The organism is Pseudomonas sp. GYB4201, from assembly GCF_056312595.1.
In genome coordinates this window covers 42,695-57,233 of record NZ_JBWGIG010000022.1, presented here as the reverse complement: position 1 = coordinate 57,233, position 14,539 = coordinate 42,695, and the positions used below count along the sequence as shown (strand labels likewise).

At 64.8% G+C, this 14,539-nt stretch carries 17 protein-coding genes; 8 read left to right on the top strand and 9 right to left on the bottom strand.

Annotation, left to right across the window (positions count from 1 at the left end; all coding sequences use genetic code 11):
- Nucleotides 1-170 precede the first annotated feature (170 nt).
- The 4 genes from AC0Z2B_RS20475 to AC0Z2B_RS20460 form a co-directional block, all read right to left on the bottom strand.
- On the bottom strand, nucleotides 171-848 hold the full coding sequence (locus AC0Z2B_RS20475) for a response regulator transcription factor (RefSeq protein ID WP_416426189.1): 678 nt from the start codon (nucleotides 846-848) through the stop codon (nucleotides 171-173).
- Nucleotides 849-855: 7 nt separating this feature from the next.
- The gene (locus tag AC0Z2B_RS20470) at nucleotides 856-1,203 is read right to left on the bottom strand and encodes an SH3 domain-containing protein (RefSeq protein WP_416426187.1); all 348 of its coding nucleotides are present in this window, start codon (nucleotides 1,201-1,203) and stop codon (nucleotides 856-858) included.
- 216 nt (nucleotides 1,204-1,419) lie between these two features.
- Complete coding sequence (locus tag AC0Z2B_RS20465; protein ID WP_416426185.1) at nucleotides 1,420-1,719, bottom strand: YciI family protein; 300 nt, start codon at nucleotides 1,717-1,719, stop codon at nucleotides 1,420-1,422.
- Nucleotide 1,720: 1 nt separating this feature from the next.
- Nucleotides 1,721-2,317 (bottom strand): septation protein A, encoded by a 597-nt coding sequence (locus AC0Z2B_RS20460; protein ID WP_416426183.1) that lies wholly within the window; start codon nucleotides 2,315-2,317, stop codon nucleotides 1,721-1,723.
- Nucleotides 2,318-2,384: 67 nt separating this feature from the next.
- Between AC0Z2B_RS20460 and AC0Z2B_RS20455 the strand changes: the two genes are divergently transcribed.
- The 8 genes from AC0Z2B_RS20455 to arfB all read left to right on the top strand — a co-directional run bounded on the left by AC0Z2B_RS20455 (nucleotide 2,385) and on the right by arfB (nucleotide 10,157).
- A complete protein-coding gene (locus AC0Z2B_RS20455) occupies nucleotides 2,385-3,245 on the top strand; it encodes a PHP domain-containing protein (protein ID WP_473004069.1) in 861 nt (286 codons plus the stop codon).
- A 16-nt stretch (nucleotides 3,246-3,261) separates the two neighbouring features.
- Nucleotides 3,262-3,891 (top strand): L-threonylcarbamoyladenylate synthase, encoded by a 630-nt coding sequence (locus AC0Z2B_RS20450; protein ID WP_416426179.1) that lies wholly within the window; start codon nucleotides 3,262-3,264, stop codon nucleotides 3,889-3,891.
- Between the two features lie 125 nt (nucleotides 3,892-4,016).
- Nucleotides 4,017-4,715, top strand: coding sequence for a segregation and condensation protein A (locus AC0Z2B_RS20445; RefSeq protein WP_476299064.1), 699 nt, complete (start codon nucleotides 4,017-4,019; stop codon nucleotides 4,713-4,715).
- Between the two features lie 738 nt (nucleotides 4,716-5,453).
- On the top strand, nucleotides 5,454-6,248 hold the full coding sequence (gene scpB, locus AC0Z2B_RS20440; RefSeq protein ID WP_476299011.1) for an SMC-Scp complex subunit ScpB: 795 nt from the start codon (nucleotides 5,454-5,456) through the stop codon (nucleotides 6,246-6,248).
- A 6-nt stretch (nucleotides 6,249-6,254) separates the two neighbouring features.
- Nucleotides 6,255-6,443, top strand: coding sequence for a DUF1289 domain-containing protein (locus AC0Z2B_RS20435; protein ID WP_476299009.1), 189 nt, complete (start codon nucleotides 6,255-6,257; stop codon nucleotides 6,441-6,443).
- Nucleotides 6,444-6,554: 111 nt separating this feature from the next.
- Nucleotides 6,555-7,742: a 23S rRNA pseudouridine(2605) synthase RluB gene (rluB, locus tag AC0Z2B_RS20430; protein WP_416426176.1), complete on the top strand. Its 1,188-nt coding sequence runs from the start codon at nucleotides 6,555-6,557 to the stop codon at nucleotides 7,740-7,742.
- A gap of 448 nt (nucleotides 7,743-8,190) precedes the next feature.
- Entirely contained in the window at nucleotides 8,191-9,585 is a 1,395-nt protein-coding gene (locus AC0Z2B_RS20425) for an amino acid permease (protein WP_476299007.1), read from the top strand.
- 158 nt (nucleotides 9,586-9,743) lie between these two features.
- Nucleotides 9,744-10,157, top strand: a complete 414-nt coding sequence (gene arfB, locus AC0Z2B_RS20420) for an alternative ribosome rescue aminoacyl-tRNA hydrolase ArfB (protein WP_416426173.1) — start codon at nucleotides 9,744-9,746, stop codon at nucleotides 10,155-10,157.
- On the opposite strand, the gene AC0Z2B_RS20415 is transcribed toward arfB, so the two are convergent.
- The 5 genes from AC0Z2B_RS20415 to phhA all read right to left on the bottom strand — a co-directional run bounded on the left by AC0Z2B_RS20415 (nucleotide 10,154) and on the right by phhA (nucleotide 14,410).
- A complete protein-coding gene (locus AC0Z2B_RS20415) occupies nucleotides 10,154-11,356 on the bottom strand; it encodes an MFS transporter (RefSeq protein ID WP_416426172.1) in 1,203 nt (400 codons plus the stop codon). The two genes, arfB and AC0Z2B_RS20415, sit on opposite strands and share 4 nt — an antisense overlap.
- A 109-nt stretch (nucleotides 11,357-11,465) precedes the next feature.
- A complete protein-coding gene (locus tag AC0Z2B_RS20410) occupies nucleotides 11,466-11,648 on the bottom strand; it encodes a hypothetical protein (RefSeq protein WP_416426170.1) in 183 nt (60 codons plus the stop codon).
- Between the two features lie 399 nt (nucleotides 11,649-12,047).
- Nucleotides 12,048-13,238, bottom strand: coding sequence for an amino acid aminotransferase (locus AC0Z2B_RS20405; RefSeq protein WP_476299005.1), 1,191 nt, complete (start codon nucleotides 13,236-13,238; stop codon nucleotides 12,048-12,050).
- Entirely contained in the window at nucleotides 13,238-13,594 is a 357-nt protein-coding gene (locus AC0Z2B_RS20400) for a 4a-hydroxytetrahydrobiopterin dehydratase (protein WP_416426167.1), read from the bottom strand. Before AC0Z2B_RS20400 ends, AC0Z2B_RS20405 begins: the two co-directional genes overlap by 1 nt.
- Nucleotides 13,595-13,624: 30 nt before the next feature.
- Nucleotides 13,625-14,410, bottom strand: a complete 786-nt coding sequence (gene phhA / locus AC0Z2B_RS20395; protein ID WP_476299003.1) for a phenylalanine 4-monooxygenase — start codon at nucleotides 14,408-14,410, stop codon at nucleotides 13,625-13,627.
- Between the last annotated feature and the right edge of the window lie 129 nt (nucleotides 14,411-14,539).

Sequence of the window (14,539 nt, the reverse complement as noted above, 5' to 3'; positions counted from 1 at the left end):
GAGATCAAGGTCAGCTGCAGTCAGTGGACGGTAAAGCTTAGGTAAAGACGTCTAGAGCGGGGGTTTACACAAACAACCGCGTGATCCCCATCGCGGCCAAGGCCGGCTCCTACGCCGATCGTGTAGGAACCGGCCTTGGCCGCGATGGGGATGACGCGATGTTTGAATAATCACTCGGCGTAGTAGTAGCCGCGGCTGCGCAGCGCGACGATGCGCGGGCGGCCGTCGGCGTGGGGGCCGATCTTCTTGCGCAGGTTGCTCACGTGCATGTCCAGGCTGCGGTCGTACAGGGTCAGCTTGCGGCCCAGGGCGATCTGCGCCAGCTCCTGCTTGTCCAGCGGCTCGCCCGGCTGGCGCAGCAGGGCTTCGAGCAGGCGGCTTTCGGAGATGGTCAGGGTGATGTCGTGCTCGTCGATGGTCACCACGCCGCGCGCCTGGCTGAAGCACAGGTCGCCCAGTTCCAGCTGGCCGCTGGCGGCGCTGGGGTGGCTGCGGCGCAGCACGGCGCGCAGGCGTGCGGTCAGCTCGCGTGGGTCGCAGGGCTTGGCCAGGTAGTCGTCGGCGCCCAGCTCCAGGCCCAGGATACGGTCCAGCGGCTCGCCGCGGGCCGACAGCATCAGCACCGGCAGGTCGGGGTGTTCGTTGCGCAGTTGCTTGAGCAGCTCCAGGCCGCTGCCGTCAGGCAGCATCACGTCCAGCACCACGGCCGCGGGGGACAGCTCGGCCAAGGCCTTGCGGGCGCTGCCGCCGTCATGGCAGGCGCGCACCACGAAGCCTTCCTGGCTCAGCCAGCTGCCCAGCAGCTCGCACAACTCCACGTCATCATCAATCAGTAACAGATCGCTCATGAAACTCTCAATTCAACCATTGCCGACGTTGTCTACGCCCGCCGCTGATAAAGATACCGCACATGGCGGCCAACAAGGCCACGCCGCCGCCGGTAACAAACCATTGCTGTTGCTCGGTCAGCAGGCGCACGCCTGGCGCCATCTTGCCCTGGGCTTCCTGCAACTGCAGTTTGAGCCGCTGGATTTCCTGGTTCAGGTCGGCCCGGGCCCGCTCGCTGTCCTTGAGCCGCTGCTGCAGGTCGCTGACCTGGCTGCCGGCGTTCAGTGCCAATGGCGTGGAAGGCTCGTCGGCCTGGGCATCGCCGGCACCGAGCAGGAGCAGCACGAACAGCGAAAACAGCACACTCTGGCGCATACAGACTCCCGATTCTGTCGATTGTTCGGCAGGTTGTCGGCAGTCGTGGGGGAATGATGAGCAATGGATCAGTACAAAGAAACAGTTTTTTGCAGCACAAACGACGTAGCCGCTGCCGTCAGGCTGCGCTGGCCTGTATCAACACCGGAAAACTCCAGCGAGGCACAGGGCCAGCGCAGCCTGGCGGCAGCGGCTACGCGATAGTGGCCGCGGGGGTTACGGCAGGGTCTGCTTGAACGGCTTGACCAGCACGTCGGCGTACACGCCGGCTTCCACGAACGGGTCGGCACCGGCCCATTCCTGGGCGGCGGCCAGGGATTCGAACTCGGCCACGATCAGGCTGCCGGAGAAGCCGGCGGCGCCCGGGTCGTTGCTGTCTACCGCCGGGTGCGGGCCGGCCAGGACCAGGCGACCGTCATCCTTGAGCTTCTCCAGGCGCGCCAGGTGGGCTGGGCGCACGCTCAGGCGCTTGTCCAGCGAGTTTGGCGTGTCGGTGGCAATGATTGCGTAGAGCATGTCAGTCCTCGGTCTTCGGGGTGGTGGTATCTGCGTCATGCAGGTGGCGGGACAGGTAGATGCCCTGGCCTACCAGGAACAGCAGGGTCATGCCCAGGCTGCCGAAGACCTTGAAGTCCACCCAGATGCTCTGGAAGGTAAAGGCCACGAACAGGTTGGCGGCGCCGCTGAACAGGAAGAAGATGATCCAGGCCACGTTCAGGCGCGCCCACACAGCGTCCGGCAGGGTCAGGGCGTGGCCCATCAGACGCTTGATCAGCAGGCGGTCGCCAATGAAATGGCTGCCGGTGAAGGCCAGGGCGAACAGCCAGTTGACCACCGGCGCCTTCCATTTCAGGAAGGTCTCGCTGTGGAACGCCAGGGTCAGGCTGCCGAACACCAGGCATGCGGCCAGGGTCAGCCATTGGCTCTTCTCCAGCTTGCGCTGGGTGATGAACAGGATGCCGTAGACGATGATCGAGCTGGCGATCAGCACGCCGGTGGCGCTGAAGATGCCACCCAGGGTGACCTGCTGGCCGGCGACTTCGACGGTGCGTGGGTCAAGCTTGTAGACGATGAAAAACAGGAACAGCGGGATGAAATCGATGAATTGTTTCACAGTGGCAGCCAGAAGCAGGATGTGACGGCATAATAACAAACATCAAAGACAGCGAAAGCGCCACCACATGAATGTTGACCTGCACTGCCACAGCACCGCCTCCGACGGCTCCCTCTCGCCGACCGAGCTGGCTGCGCGCGCCCACGCCAATGGCGTGCGGGTACTGGCGCTGACCGACCACGACACCCTCGAAGGCCTGCCCGAGGCCCGCGAAGCCACGCGGGCGCTGGGCATGCAGTGGGTGAGCGGGGTGGAAATGTCCTGCACCTGGGGCGGCGCCACCATCCACGTGCTGGGCTACGGTTTCGAGCTCGACGCGCCACCGTTGGTCGCCGCGGTGGAAGCCCTGCACACCGGCCGCTGGCTGCGCGCCGAGGAAATCAGCCGACGACTGGCGCTCAAGGGCATGCCCGGTGCCCTGGAAGGCGCGCGCGCCATCCAGCAGGAACTGGGCGACAGCGGCAACGCCCCGGCGCGCCCGCACTTCGCCGAATTCCTGGTGCGCCAGCACTACGTGAAAGACCGCGCCGAAGCCTTCCGCAAGTGGCTGGGCGCCGGCAAGCTGGGTGACGTCAAGCTGCACTGGCCTACGCTGGAAGAGACCGTCGGCACCCTGCGTGCCGCGGGCGCGTGGGTGAGCCTGGCGCACCCGCTGCATTACGATTTCACCCGCAGCAAGCGCCGCAAGCTGATTGCCGACTATATTCAAGCCGGTGGCCAGGCAATCGAAGTGGTGAATGGCATGCAGCCTGCCGAACAGGTGGGCACCCTGTCGATCCTGGCGCGCGAGTTCGGTCTGCTGGTCAGCGCCGGCAGTGATTTCCATGGTCCAGGGGCCTGGTCCGAGATCGGTGTGTACCGACCCGTGCCGGAGGACTTGCCACCTTTATGGTGCCGGTTCAAACATGAGCAGCCACTCGTCGTCTGACCAACAGGTAGAGAACGTGAGTCAATTCTTCCAGATTCATCCGGAAAACCCTCAGCCGCGCCTGATCAAACAGGCCGTGGAGATCATCCGCAAGGGCGGTGTGGTGATCTACCCCACCGACTCTTCCTACGCCATGGGCTGCCAGATCGGTGACAAGGGCGCCATCGAGCGCGTGCGCCGCCTGCGCAAGCTGGACGACAAGCACAACTTCACCCTGATCTGCCGCGACCTGTCGCAACTGGGGCTGTTCGCCAAGATCGACACCGGCGCGTTCCGCCTGCTGAAGGCGCACATTCCGGGGCCCTACACCTTCATTCTCAACGCCACCCGCGAGGTGCCGCGCCTGCTGCTGCACGACAAGCGCCGCACCATCGGCCTGCGCGTGCCTGACCACCCCATCTCCCACGCGCTGCTGGAAGAGTTGGGCGAGCCGCTGATGAGCGTGAGCCTGATCATGCCCGGCGAGACCTTGCCCATGACCGACCCCTACGAGATGCGCCAGCTGCTGGAGCACCACGTGGACCTGATCATCGACGGCGGTTTCGGTGGCGTGTCGGCGTCGACGGTGATCAACCTGGCCGACGGCGAACCGCAGGTGGTGCGCGTGGGCTGCGGCGACCCGTCGCCGTTCATGGCCGAGGCGTGAGTGGCGTGACCATCGCTGAAAACACCCCTGCCGTTGACGAACCGCGTGTGCCCGAGCAGCTGGCGCTGGTGTATGGCCAGTCGTTCACGGAAATGCCCGTGGACCTGTACATCCCGCCCGACGCCCTGGAAGTCTTCCTCGAAGCCTTCGAAGGCCCGCTGGACCTGCTGCTGTACCTGATCCGCAAGCAGAACATCGATATCCTCGACATTCCCGTGGCGGAAATCACCCGCCAGTACATGGGCTATGTCGAGCTGATGAAGACCGTGCGCCTGGAACTGGCCGCCGAGTACCTGGTGATGGCCGCCATGCTCGCCGAGATCAAGTCGCGCATGCTGCTGCCGCGCTCGGCCGAGGCCGAGGTGGAAGAAGATGACCCGCGCGCCGAGCTGATCCGCCGCCTGCAGGAGTACGAGCGCTTCAAGGCCGCGGCCGAGAACCTCGATGGCCTCAAGCGCCTGGGCCGTGACATTTACGTGCCGCAGCTGGATGCGCCCCAGGCCAAGGTGCGCAAGCTGGTGCCTGACGTGGCGCTGGAGGAGGTGCTGTTGGCCATGGCCGAGGTGATGCGCCGGGGGGACCTGTTCGAGAGCCACCAGGTGAGCCGTGAGGCGTTGTCTACGCGTGAGCGCATGAGTGAGGTGCTGGAGCGGTTGAAGGGCGGGGGCTTTGTGCCGTTTGTCGAGTTGTTTACGGCCGAGGAGGGCAAGTTGGGGGTGGTGGTGACCTTTATGGCCATCCTGGAGCTTGTGAAGGAATCGTTGGTGGAATTGGTGCAGAATGAGCCGTTTGCGGCGATTCATGTCCGCGCGCGCGCGGATTAACGCTGCGAACTGCTTTTGATCTTGATCCCGTGCGGCCTTTGATCTTGATTGTGTGCCCCATAAAGCGCCAGGGCCGACTGGAGGCGTTGACCGAGCGGTCCACGGCGTAGCCGGGGAAGACGGAACCGGAGGCGCTTCTATTCCGGGCCGTCGGCCGCTTGGGCGACGCCGGAGGGAGGGGACCCGCAGCGGAGCGGAGGGACCAAGCAGGGGCAAGCCTTTTTTGCTTATTTTTTGTCTGGGCCGGCACACCGGGCGTTTGACAAAAAGTGAGCCGCCGTAAGGGCGGAAAGGTGAGGTGGCATCTTCCGAAACAATGGATATGTTCATGGCCTTCGAATCTCGCTTCTGACGTTTCTGGACATATCCATTTTCGTGGTGCGACCACCGACCGTTTCGCCCTTACGGCGACTCCCTTTTTGGCAGTCGCCCCAAAAAGGAAGCAAAAAGGGCTCGCCCCTGCTTGGGCCCTCCGCTGCGCTACGGGTCCCCTCCTTCCGGCGTCGCTCAACGGGCAGACGGCACCCGCTATAGAAGCCTGCGGGTTACCGTCTCTTCGGCCTGCGGCCTCGGCCCTTCGGGCAGCCCGTTGATCGACGCCTCCAGTCGGCCCGGGCGCTTTACGGGGCCGAGATCAAAAGCCAGATCAAAAGCAAGATCAAGATCAAGATCAAGATCACTAGCAACGGCAAGAGCAGCAGAGAGCGTTGGATCAGAATTGTGAACAAGAGCCAATAGATGAATTTGACCGAACCCCGCGAGCTGGCGTCCCTGCTCGAAGCCTTCCTGCTCGCCTCGGGCAAGCCGCAATCGCTGGACCGCCTGTACGAGCTGTTCGAGGAAGCCGAGCGCCCCGAGCCTGCCGTGTTCAAGAAGGCCCTGGAGCTGCTGCGCAAAAGCTGCGACAGCCGCTCGTTCGAGCTGGTGGAGGTGGCCTCTGGCTACCGCCTGCAGATCCGCGAAAAGTTCGCCCCCTGGGTCGGCCGGTTGTGGGAAGAGCGCCCGCAGCGCTATTCTCGTGCACTGCTGGAAACCCTGGCGCTGATCGCCTATCGCCAGCCCATTACCCGTGGCGAGATCGAGGACGTGCGGGGCGTGGCGGTGAACAGCAACATCACCAAGACCCTGCTCGAGCGCGAGTGGATTCGCGTGGTGGGCTACCGCGAAGTGCCCGGGCGGCCGGCGATGTTTGCCACCACCAAGGCGTTCCTCGACCACTTCAACCTGAAGAACCTCGACGACCTGCCGCCGCTGGCCGAGCTGCGCGAGATCGAGCCCGAGCCGCTGGTCGAGGACCTGGATGAGGATCCGCCGGTGCCCGCGCACCTGCAGGCCCTGGCCGATGCCAGTGCCGAGCCGGGCGAGGAGGGCGAGGCGCCGAAGGAGGAAACCAGCTTCCACACCCTGCTGGCCGAACTCGACAGCATGGAACAGGGTCTCAAGACTGACTTCGACGATTTGCTCGACGCGCCCCTGGCCCCCTTCGACGAGACGGAAGACGGCGAGGAGGAGCAAGAGCCCCGCCACGAGTGAGTGCCCATGAGCAGCAAGGATCCCTGTATCGGTGTCTGCAAGTTCAACGACGACGTCTGCGTGGGCTGCGGGCGCACCAAGGGTGAAATCAAGGGCTGGAAGAAGCTGGACAAGGGCGAGCGCCGCGAGGCGCTGGCCCAGGCGCACCTGCGTTTGCTGGCGCTGGGTGCCACCGGCCGACGGAAAAAGAAATAACCCACGCTATTTCGACTAGTCTCAGGTGCGCAACGCCGCACATGCGCGTATGATTCGCGACCCTTCGGGCGACATGAACGCCCCACATCACACACCGGGAGGTGCTAAAAGATGAGTGAACCTATCAAGCCAGAAGTCCAGGAAATGGGCCCCGCCGGCGAAAAACTGCAGAAAGTCCTGGCCCGTATCGGCGTCGGCTCGCGTCGCGACGTGGAAGCCTGGATCGGTGAAGGCCGCATCAAGGTCAACGGCGTGGCTGCCACACTGGGCCAGCGCGTCGACCTGCACGACGCCATCAGCGTCGACGGCAAGGTGATCAAGCGCGAAGAAGCCTCGGAAACCGTGCGCCGCGTGATCATCTACAACAAGCCGGACGGCGAGATCTGCACCCGTGACGACCCGGAAGGCCGCCCGACCGTGTTCGACCGCCTGCCGCGCCCGCGCGAAGGCCGCTGGATCAACATCGGCCGCCTGGACATCAACACCACCGGCCTGCTGATGTTCACCACCGACGGTGAGTTGGCCAACCGCCTGATGCACCCGTCCTACGAGATGGACCGCGAATACGCCGTGCGCGTGCGCGGTGAAGTCGACGACGACATGCTGCTGCGCCTGAAGAACGGCGTGATCCTGGAAGACGGCCCGGCGCGTTTCACCGACATCCAGGTGGCACCGGGTGGCGAAGGCTTCAACCACTGGTACCACTGCGTGGTCATGGAAGGCCGCAACCGTGAAGTGCGTCGCCTGTGGGAATCCCAGGGCCTGGTGGTCAGCCGCCTGAAGCGCGTGCGTTTCGGCCCGGTGTTCCTCAACTCCGACCTGCCCATGGGCCGCTGGCGCGAACTGAGCCAGCACGAAGTGGACGTGCTCAGCGCCGAAGTAGGCCTGAGCGCCGTGGCCATGCCGACCATGAGCACCAAGAGCAAGGACAAGCTGGACCGCATGCAGCGCAAGTCGTCGCGCCCCATGGCCCGCAGCGAGCGCGTGCGCACCCTGCGCCCGGCCCACGACGGTGCCGCCGGTGCCGAACGCCCAGCCCGCGCGCCACGCCTGGAAGAAGGCGAGCGCCCGGCGCGCAAGCCACGCGGTGACGCACCGGCCCCGCGCCGTGGCGAAGCACCGGCCCGCAAGGACGGTCGTGGTTCGGCAGTGGCCGAGCGCCCGGCCGACATGAACAAGCGTCCGGCCAAGCCAGGTGCCCAGCGCCCAGGCCTGAAGCTGTCGGACGACAGCAAGCGCCGTGGCCCAGCCGCGGACAAGCGTGCGCCGGTCACCCGCCGCAAGCCCAAGCCTGAGTAATCAGCGCGCTTGAACTGCAAACGCCAGCCTTCGGGCTGGCGTTTTGCATTCTGGCGTGTGGAAAATTGTCGTTGCGCGTTGTAAACATTTGTTTACGATTATGGTTGCCATGTTTTTTTTGTGGGAGCGGGCTCTGCCCGCGAAAAGTACGCCTCCAATAGCCCGGTTTTACGCGGTGTCTGCTTCGCGGGCAGAGCCTGCTCCCACAACTAGGCATCAAACGAAAAATCATCGTGTAAAGAAATATTGCCACTCGTGCACTAAATTGTAACATTCCCTGCCTTTTTGCCCTCTTGCCAGCCTCAACCCCTCGCGCTCTGATGCCCGGCGTGTACAATGCGCGCCCTTTACTGTGGCACCCTGCGTTAACGCGCGCCTGTCTACCGCCTCATCACGAGTGGGGCGGGTCCGTTCCGTCACAGATAAAAATAACCAGGTGACCAACACAATGAGTGCACAAGACTCATCCGGCCAGCTCAAGCGCGGCCTGAAAAATCGACACATCCAATTGATTGCCCTCGGCGGTGCCATCGGCACCGGGCTGTTCCTCGGCTCGGCCGGGGTGCTCAAGTCGGCCGGGCCCTCGATGATCCTCGGCTACGCCATCTGTGGTTTTATCGCCTTCATGATCATGCGCCAGCTGGGCGAGATGATTGTCGAGGAGCCGGTGGCCGGCTCCTTCAGCCATTTCGCGCACAAGTACTGGGGCGGCTTCGCCGGCTTCCTGTCGGGCTGGAACTGCTGGGTGCTGTACATCCTGGTGGGCATGTCGGAACTGACCGCGGTCGGCAAGTACGTGCACTACTGGTGGCCGGAGGTCCCGACCTGGGTCTCGGCCGCGGTGTTCTTCGTCATGATCAATGCCATCAACCTGGCCAACGTCAAGGTGTTCGGCGAGGCCGAGTTCTGGTTCGCCATCATCAAGGTGGCGGCCATCGTCGGCATGATCGCCCTGGGCAGCTACCTGCTGGTCAGCGGCCACGGCGGCCCGCAGGCCTCGGTCAGCAACCTGTGGGACCACGGCGGCTTCTTCCCCAATGGCGTCAAGGGCCTGGTGATGGCGCTGGCGATCATCATGTTCTCGTTCGGCGGCCTGGAAATGCTCGGCTTCACCGCTGCCGAGGCCGACCAGCCCAAGACCGTGATTCCCAAGGCCATCAACCAGGTCATCTACCGCATCCTGATCTTCTACATCGGCGCCCTGGTGGTACTGCTGTCGCTGACCCCGTGGGATGGCCTGCTGCAAACCCTGAACAGCGCCGGCGACGCCTACAGCGGCAGCCCGTTCGTGCAGGTGTTCTCGATGCTGGGCAGCAACACCGCGGCGCACATCCTCAACTTCGTGGTGCTGACCGCGGCGCTGTCGGTGTACAACAGCGGCACCTACTGCAACAGCCGCATGCTGCTGGGCATGGCCGAGCAGGGCGACGCCCCTGCGGCGCTGGCCAAGGTGGACAAGCGCGGCGTGCCGGTACGCGCCATCCTGGTGTCGGCGGCAGTGACCCTGGTGGCCGTGCTGCTCAACTACTTCATGCCCCATGACGCGCTGGAACTGCTGATGTCGCTGGTAGTGGCCACCCTGGTGATCAACTGGGCGATGATCAGCTTCTCGCACCTCAAGTTCCGCCAGCACCAGGTGCGCAACGGCCAGGTGTCGTCGTTCAAGGCGCTGTGGTCGCCGTGGGGCAACTACATCTGCCTGGCGTTCGTGGTGTTCATCCTCGGCATCATGCTGATGATCCCGGGGATCAATGTCTCGGTGTACGCCATTCCTGTGTGGGTGGTGGTGATGTACGTGGCGTACCTCGCCAAGAACCGCCGCGCCGCCCTGGCGCTGGGCTGATTCGCGCCATCCTCCGCGCGTAGCCGCTGCCGCAGGCTGCGCTGGCCCTGAGTCGCGCTGGGTATCTCCAGTGCACGCGTGGGCCAGCGCAGCCTGCGGCAGCGGCTACGCGCGTGATGGTGTACCCTTGCGGTCTTTGACCCTGCCGAAACCCCTTCATGCTGGAAATCTCCAACAACGTCCACCTGCCCGATGCCGAAATCGAGCTGAGCGCCATCCGCGCCCAGGGCGCCGGCGGGCAGAACGTCAACAAGGTGTCCAGTGCGGTGCACCTGCGCTTCGACATCAACGCCTCGTCATTGCCGCCTTTCTACAAGGAGCGGCTGCTGGCCCTGCGCGACAGCCGCATCACCAGCGAAGGCGTGATCGTGATCAAGGCCCAGCAATACCGCACCCAGGAGCAGAACCGCGCCGACGCCCTGGAGCGGCTGCGCGAGCTGATCGTGAATGCGGCGAAGGTGGAAAAGGCGCGGCGGCCCACCAAGCCAACCAAGGGCTCGAAAACCCGTCGGCTGGATGGCAAGAGCAAGCGCGGCGCCATCAAGGCAGGCCGCGGCAAGGTCGACTTTTAAAGCGCGGCGTCCGGGTGGCGCGGCTGGTTGAGGGTTTGCCGGTACAGGTACAGGCTCAGCGCCAGGCCGGCAAACGAGGCGATGCCGGCGAACAGGAAGATCGAACTGAAGCCGAAGCCGGCGGCAATCGCGCCCGCCAGCGGGCCGGTGATGCCCAGCGACAGGTCGACGAACAGCGAGTAGGCACCCACCGCCGCGCCACGGCTGGAGGCCGGCACCAGGTTCACCGCTTCCACGCCCAGGGCCGGGAACACCAACGAGAAACCAAAGCCGGTCAGGGCTGCGCCGGCCATGGCCAGTTCGGCGCTGGGCGCCAGCCACAGCAGCAACAGGCCGATGGTCTCCACGGTCATGCAGCCGATGGCCACGCGGAAGCCGCCGATGCGGTTGATCAGGTTGCCGAAGATCAGCCGCGCGACAATGAAGCAGGCGCCGAACAGGCTCAGCGACAACGCGGCGTTGTCCCAGTGGTTGGTGGCGTAGTACAGGGTGATGAAGGTGGCGATGGTGCCGAAGCCGATGCCGCCCAAGGCCAGGCCGGTGCCGTGGGGCAGCACCTTGCCCAGCACGTGCATGAACGGCATGCGCTCGCCGGCGACGATCGGCGCCGGGGTCTTGTTCCAGGCCAGGGCAATGCCCAGTGCCGCCAGCAGCAGGATGCTCACGCCCATGGCCCACAGGCCCAGGTGTTGCACCAGCAGCACGCCGGCCGGGGCGCCGATGGCCAGGGCGCCGTAGCTGGCGATGCCGTTCCAGGAGATGACCTTGGCGGTGTGCTGTGCGCCCACGCGGCCGATCCCCCAGCCGATGGAGCCCGAGCCCACCAGGCTTTCGGCGCTACCCAGCACCAGGCGGCCGACGAACAGGCTGGCCAGGCTCACCACCGGCAGGCTCTGGGTGAACGCCGCCAGCAGCATGAACAGCCCGCTGGCGCCACAGCCGAACAGGCCGTAGATCACGGCCTTCTTGCTGCCGTGGTTGTCGATGATACGGCTGGCGTACGGGCGGCTGAGCAGGGTGGCCAGGTACTGGACGCTGATCACAAGGCCCGCGATCACGGCGTTGAAGCCCAGGCCGGTGTGCACGAAACCGGGCAGCACGGCCAGCGGGATGCCGATGTTCAGGTAGCCGATGAAGGTGAACAGCACGATGGAAACGACTTGCAGCGTGACCGCCAGCGGCCGCGGGTTTGAAGACATTGGGAATTCCAGGGGGATAGGTGTCGGGTGCTAGCACACTAGACGCTTATCATAGGGCGGCGAGCCACACAGTGCACGACCAGCGGCAAGATTTTATCTCGCCGAAGGCTCAAGCCTGCGGCTGTGCCAGCAGTCGGGTGGCCACCAGGGCGGCGAGGGCGTTTTCCTGGGTGCCGAAACGTTGCAGCAGGGCTTGCTGTTTTTCCGGGGAGAGGCGGGCCCAGATGTCGATCATCTGTTGCGCGGTGTCGATCACCTGCGCGGCCTGTGCTTCGTTGAAAGTGTCTTGCATGAGGGGCTCCGTTCAGCGCTGAGGTGGTGCGATCACGCGGCATGGCCGCCGTGGGGATCGTACCACCTGCGGTCGGCGCTTAGTCGTCGCGATCAGCGCTCGAGGCTTCGTCGGCCTCGTTTTCAGTGGCCTGGCTGGCCGATTGTGGCGGTTGAGGCTGCTCTGGTTGATGCAGGCTCGGGAAAGGAAGGTTTGGGATCTCGTGCATCGTCATCGCTCCTCGCAATTACAGGTTGAGGGTGGCGCTGGATAGCGCGTGCTGGTTAAAGCCGGGACAGGATACAGCACTGCGCATGACAAACAGACTTCGCAGGCGGCCATTGGTCGCACAATGAACGGATTTTCATGGAGGACGGACCACAGGTTCGTAGCAGCGGCCAAAGGCCGCGTCCAGGCCGCTCAACACACCTTGGCGAGGGCAGCCGCCAGTTCGTCCAGGCGGCTGGCGTCGATGCCGGCGACGTTGGCGCGGCCCGAACGCACCATGTACACGCTGTGCTCGTCGCGCAGGCGGTCTACCTGCTCGGGGCTGAGCCCGGTGTAGGAGAACATCCCGCGCTGTTCGCCAATGTGGGCGAAACGCGCCGACAGCCCGTGCGGCCCCAGCGCCTCGACCAGCCCGGCCCGCAGCTGGGCGATGCGCGAACGCATGTGCTCCACTTCATCCGCCCACAGGCTCTTCAGCTGCGCATCACCGAGGATGGTGGCAACCACCGCGGCGCCATGGTCCGGCGGCGTCGACCACAGGTTGCGCGCCAGGCCGGCCAGTTGGCTGCGCACATCCAGCAACTGTTCGGCGGTGCGCGTGCAGGCGATCAGCGCGCCGGTGCGTTCGCGGTACAGGCCGAAGTTCTTCGAGCACGAACTGGTGACCAGCAGCTCCGGCAGTTCCTTGGCGAACATCCGCACGCCCCAGGCATCCTCGTTCAGGCCATCGCCGAAGCCCTGGTAGGCGAAGTCGATCAGCGGCAACAGCTCGCGGCGCTTGACCACGTCCAGCACCCGGTGCCAGTCGTTGTGCTGCAGGTCGAAACCGGTGGGGTTATGGCAGCAGGCGTGCAACAACAGCACGTCGCCGCGCGGTATGTCTTCCAGCGCCAGCAGCATGGCGTCCACGTCCAGGCGGTTGTCACGGCCCACGTAGGGGTAGTGATTTACCTTGAGGCCCACGGCGGCGAAGATGCTTTCGTGAATGGGCCAGGTCGGGTCGCTGAGCCAGATGCCCTTGCCGGGCAGGCAATGGGCAATGAACTCGCCGGCCAGGCGCAGGGCCCCGGTGCCGCCCGGGGTCTGGGTGGCGCCGGCGCGCTCATGGGCCAGCAGCGGCGAGTCCTTGCCCAGCACCAGCTCACTGACCAGGCGGCCGAACGCCTGGTCGCCGTGGCCACTGACGTAGGTCTTGCTGGTCTGGTGGTCGAGCAGGAACCGCTCGGCCTGCTTGACCGCCGACAGCACCGGGGTCAGGCCCTGGGCGTCCTTGTACACGCCCACGCCCAGGTCGAACTTGCGCGGGTTGGGGTCGCGGGCGTAGGCGTCCATCAGGCTCAGGATCGAGTCGCCGGGAATTCGCGGGATCGCGCTGAAGTGCATTATTTGCGGCCCTCGGCCCCCTGGCTGACGTCGTCGGTACGGGCGGCCATGATGAAATCGTTGCGGTGCAGGCCCTTGATCGAGTGGCTCCACCAGGTCACGGTGACCTTGCCCCATTCGGTCAGCAGGCCCGGGTGGTGGCCCTCGGCCTCGGCGATCTCGCCCACGGCGTTGGTGAACGCCAGGGCGTGCTTGAAGTTCTTGAACAGGTACACCTTTTCCAGCTGCATGACGCCGTCACGCACCTCGATGTTCCAGTCCGGGATCTGCCGCAGCAGCCCTGGCAGCTCCTCGTCGCTGACCTGCGGGGCGTCGGCGCGGCAGGCTTCGCAATGGGCCTGGTTCAATGGGTTCATGGTTGCTTCCTTATAGTAGTTAAAAGCGGGTCAGGCCGCCTTGGGCGGAAATTTCGGCGCGTGCAGGCCCAGCTGCTGGGCGCGGGCCACCAGGGCCATGATGTCCTCGTGGGCCAGGTCGAACAGGCGCTTAAGGTCCGGCAGCACGAAATACAGCGGCTGCAGGATGTCGATGCGGTATGGGGTGCGCATGCATTCCAGCGGGTCGAAGGCCTGGTGTTCGGGGGCGTCCGACAGGCTGTAGAGGGTTTCCTTGGGCGACGAGAGGATGCCACCGCCATAGATGCGCCGGCCCTGGGGCGTGTCCACCAGGCCGAATTCGATGGTCATCCAGTACAGGCGCGCCAGGAACACCCGTTGTTCCTTGCTGGCCGCCAGGCCCAGCTTGCCGTAGGTGTGGGTGAATTCGGCGAACCAGGGGTTGGTCAGCAGCGGGCAGTGGCCGAAAATCTCGTGGAAAATGTCCGGTTCCTGCAGGTAATCCAGCTCTTCGGGCGTGCGTATGAAGGTGGCCACGGGAAAGCGCTTGCTCGCCAGCAGTTCGAAGAAGGTCTGGAAGGGGATCAGTGCCGGCACCCGTGCGACCTGCCAGCCGGTGGTGCGGGCCAGCACCTGGTTGACCTCGGCCAGTTGCGGAATGCGCTCGTGGGGCAGGGCCAGCTGCTCGATGCCGTCCAGGTATTCCTGGCACGCGCGCCCCTCTACCAGCTTGAGCTGGCGGCTGACCAGGGTGTGCCATACCGCGTGCTCGGTGTCGGAGTAATGGATGAACCCCTGAGCATCCGGTTCGCGGGCCACGTAGTGGGTCTGCTTCATGCTGTTCTCCAGCGCACATTTTTATTATAGATGGGCCCGCACACATCCCCGTAGCAGCTGCCAAAGGCTGCGTCCGCAGACCCCACGCTCCAATTGATAGCCCACCGCCCCACGGCTGTCAGCCCCACC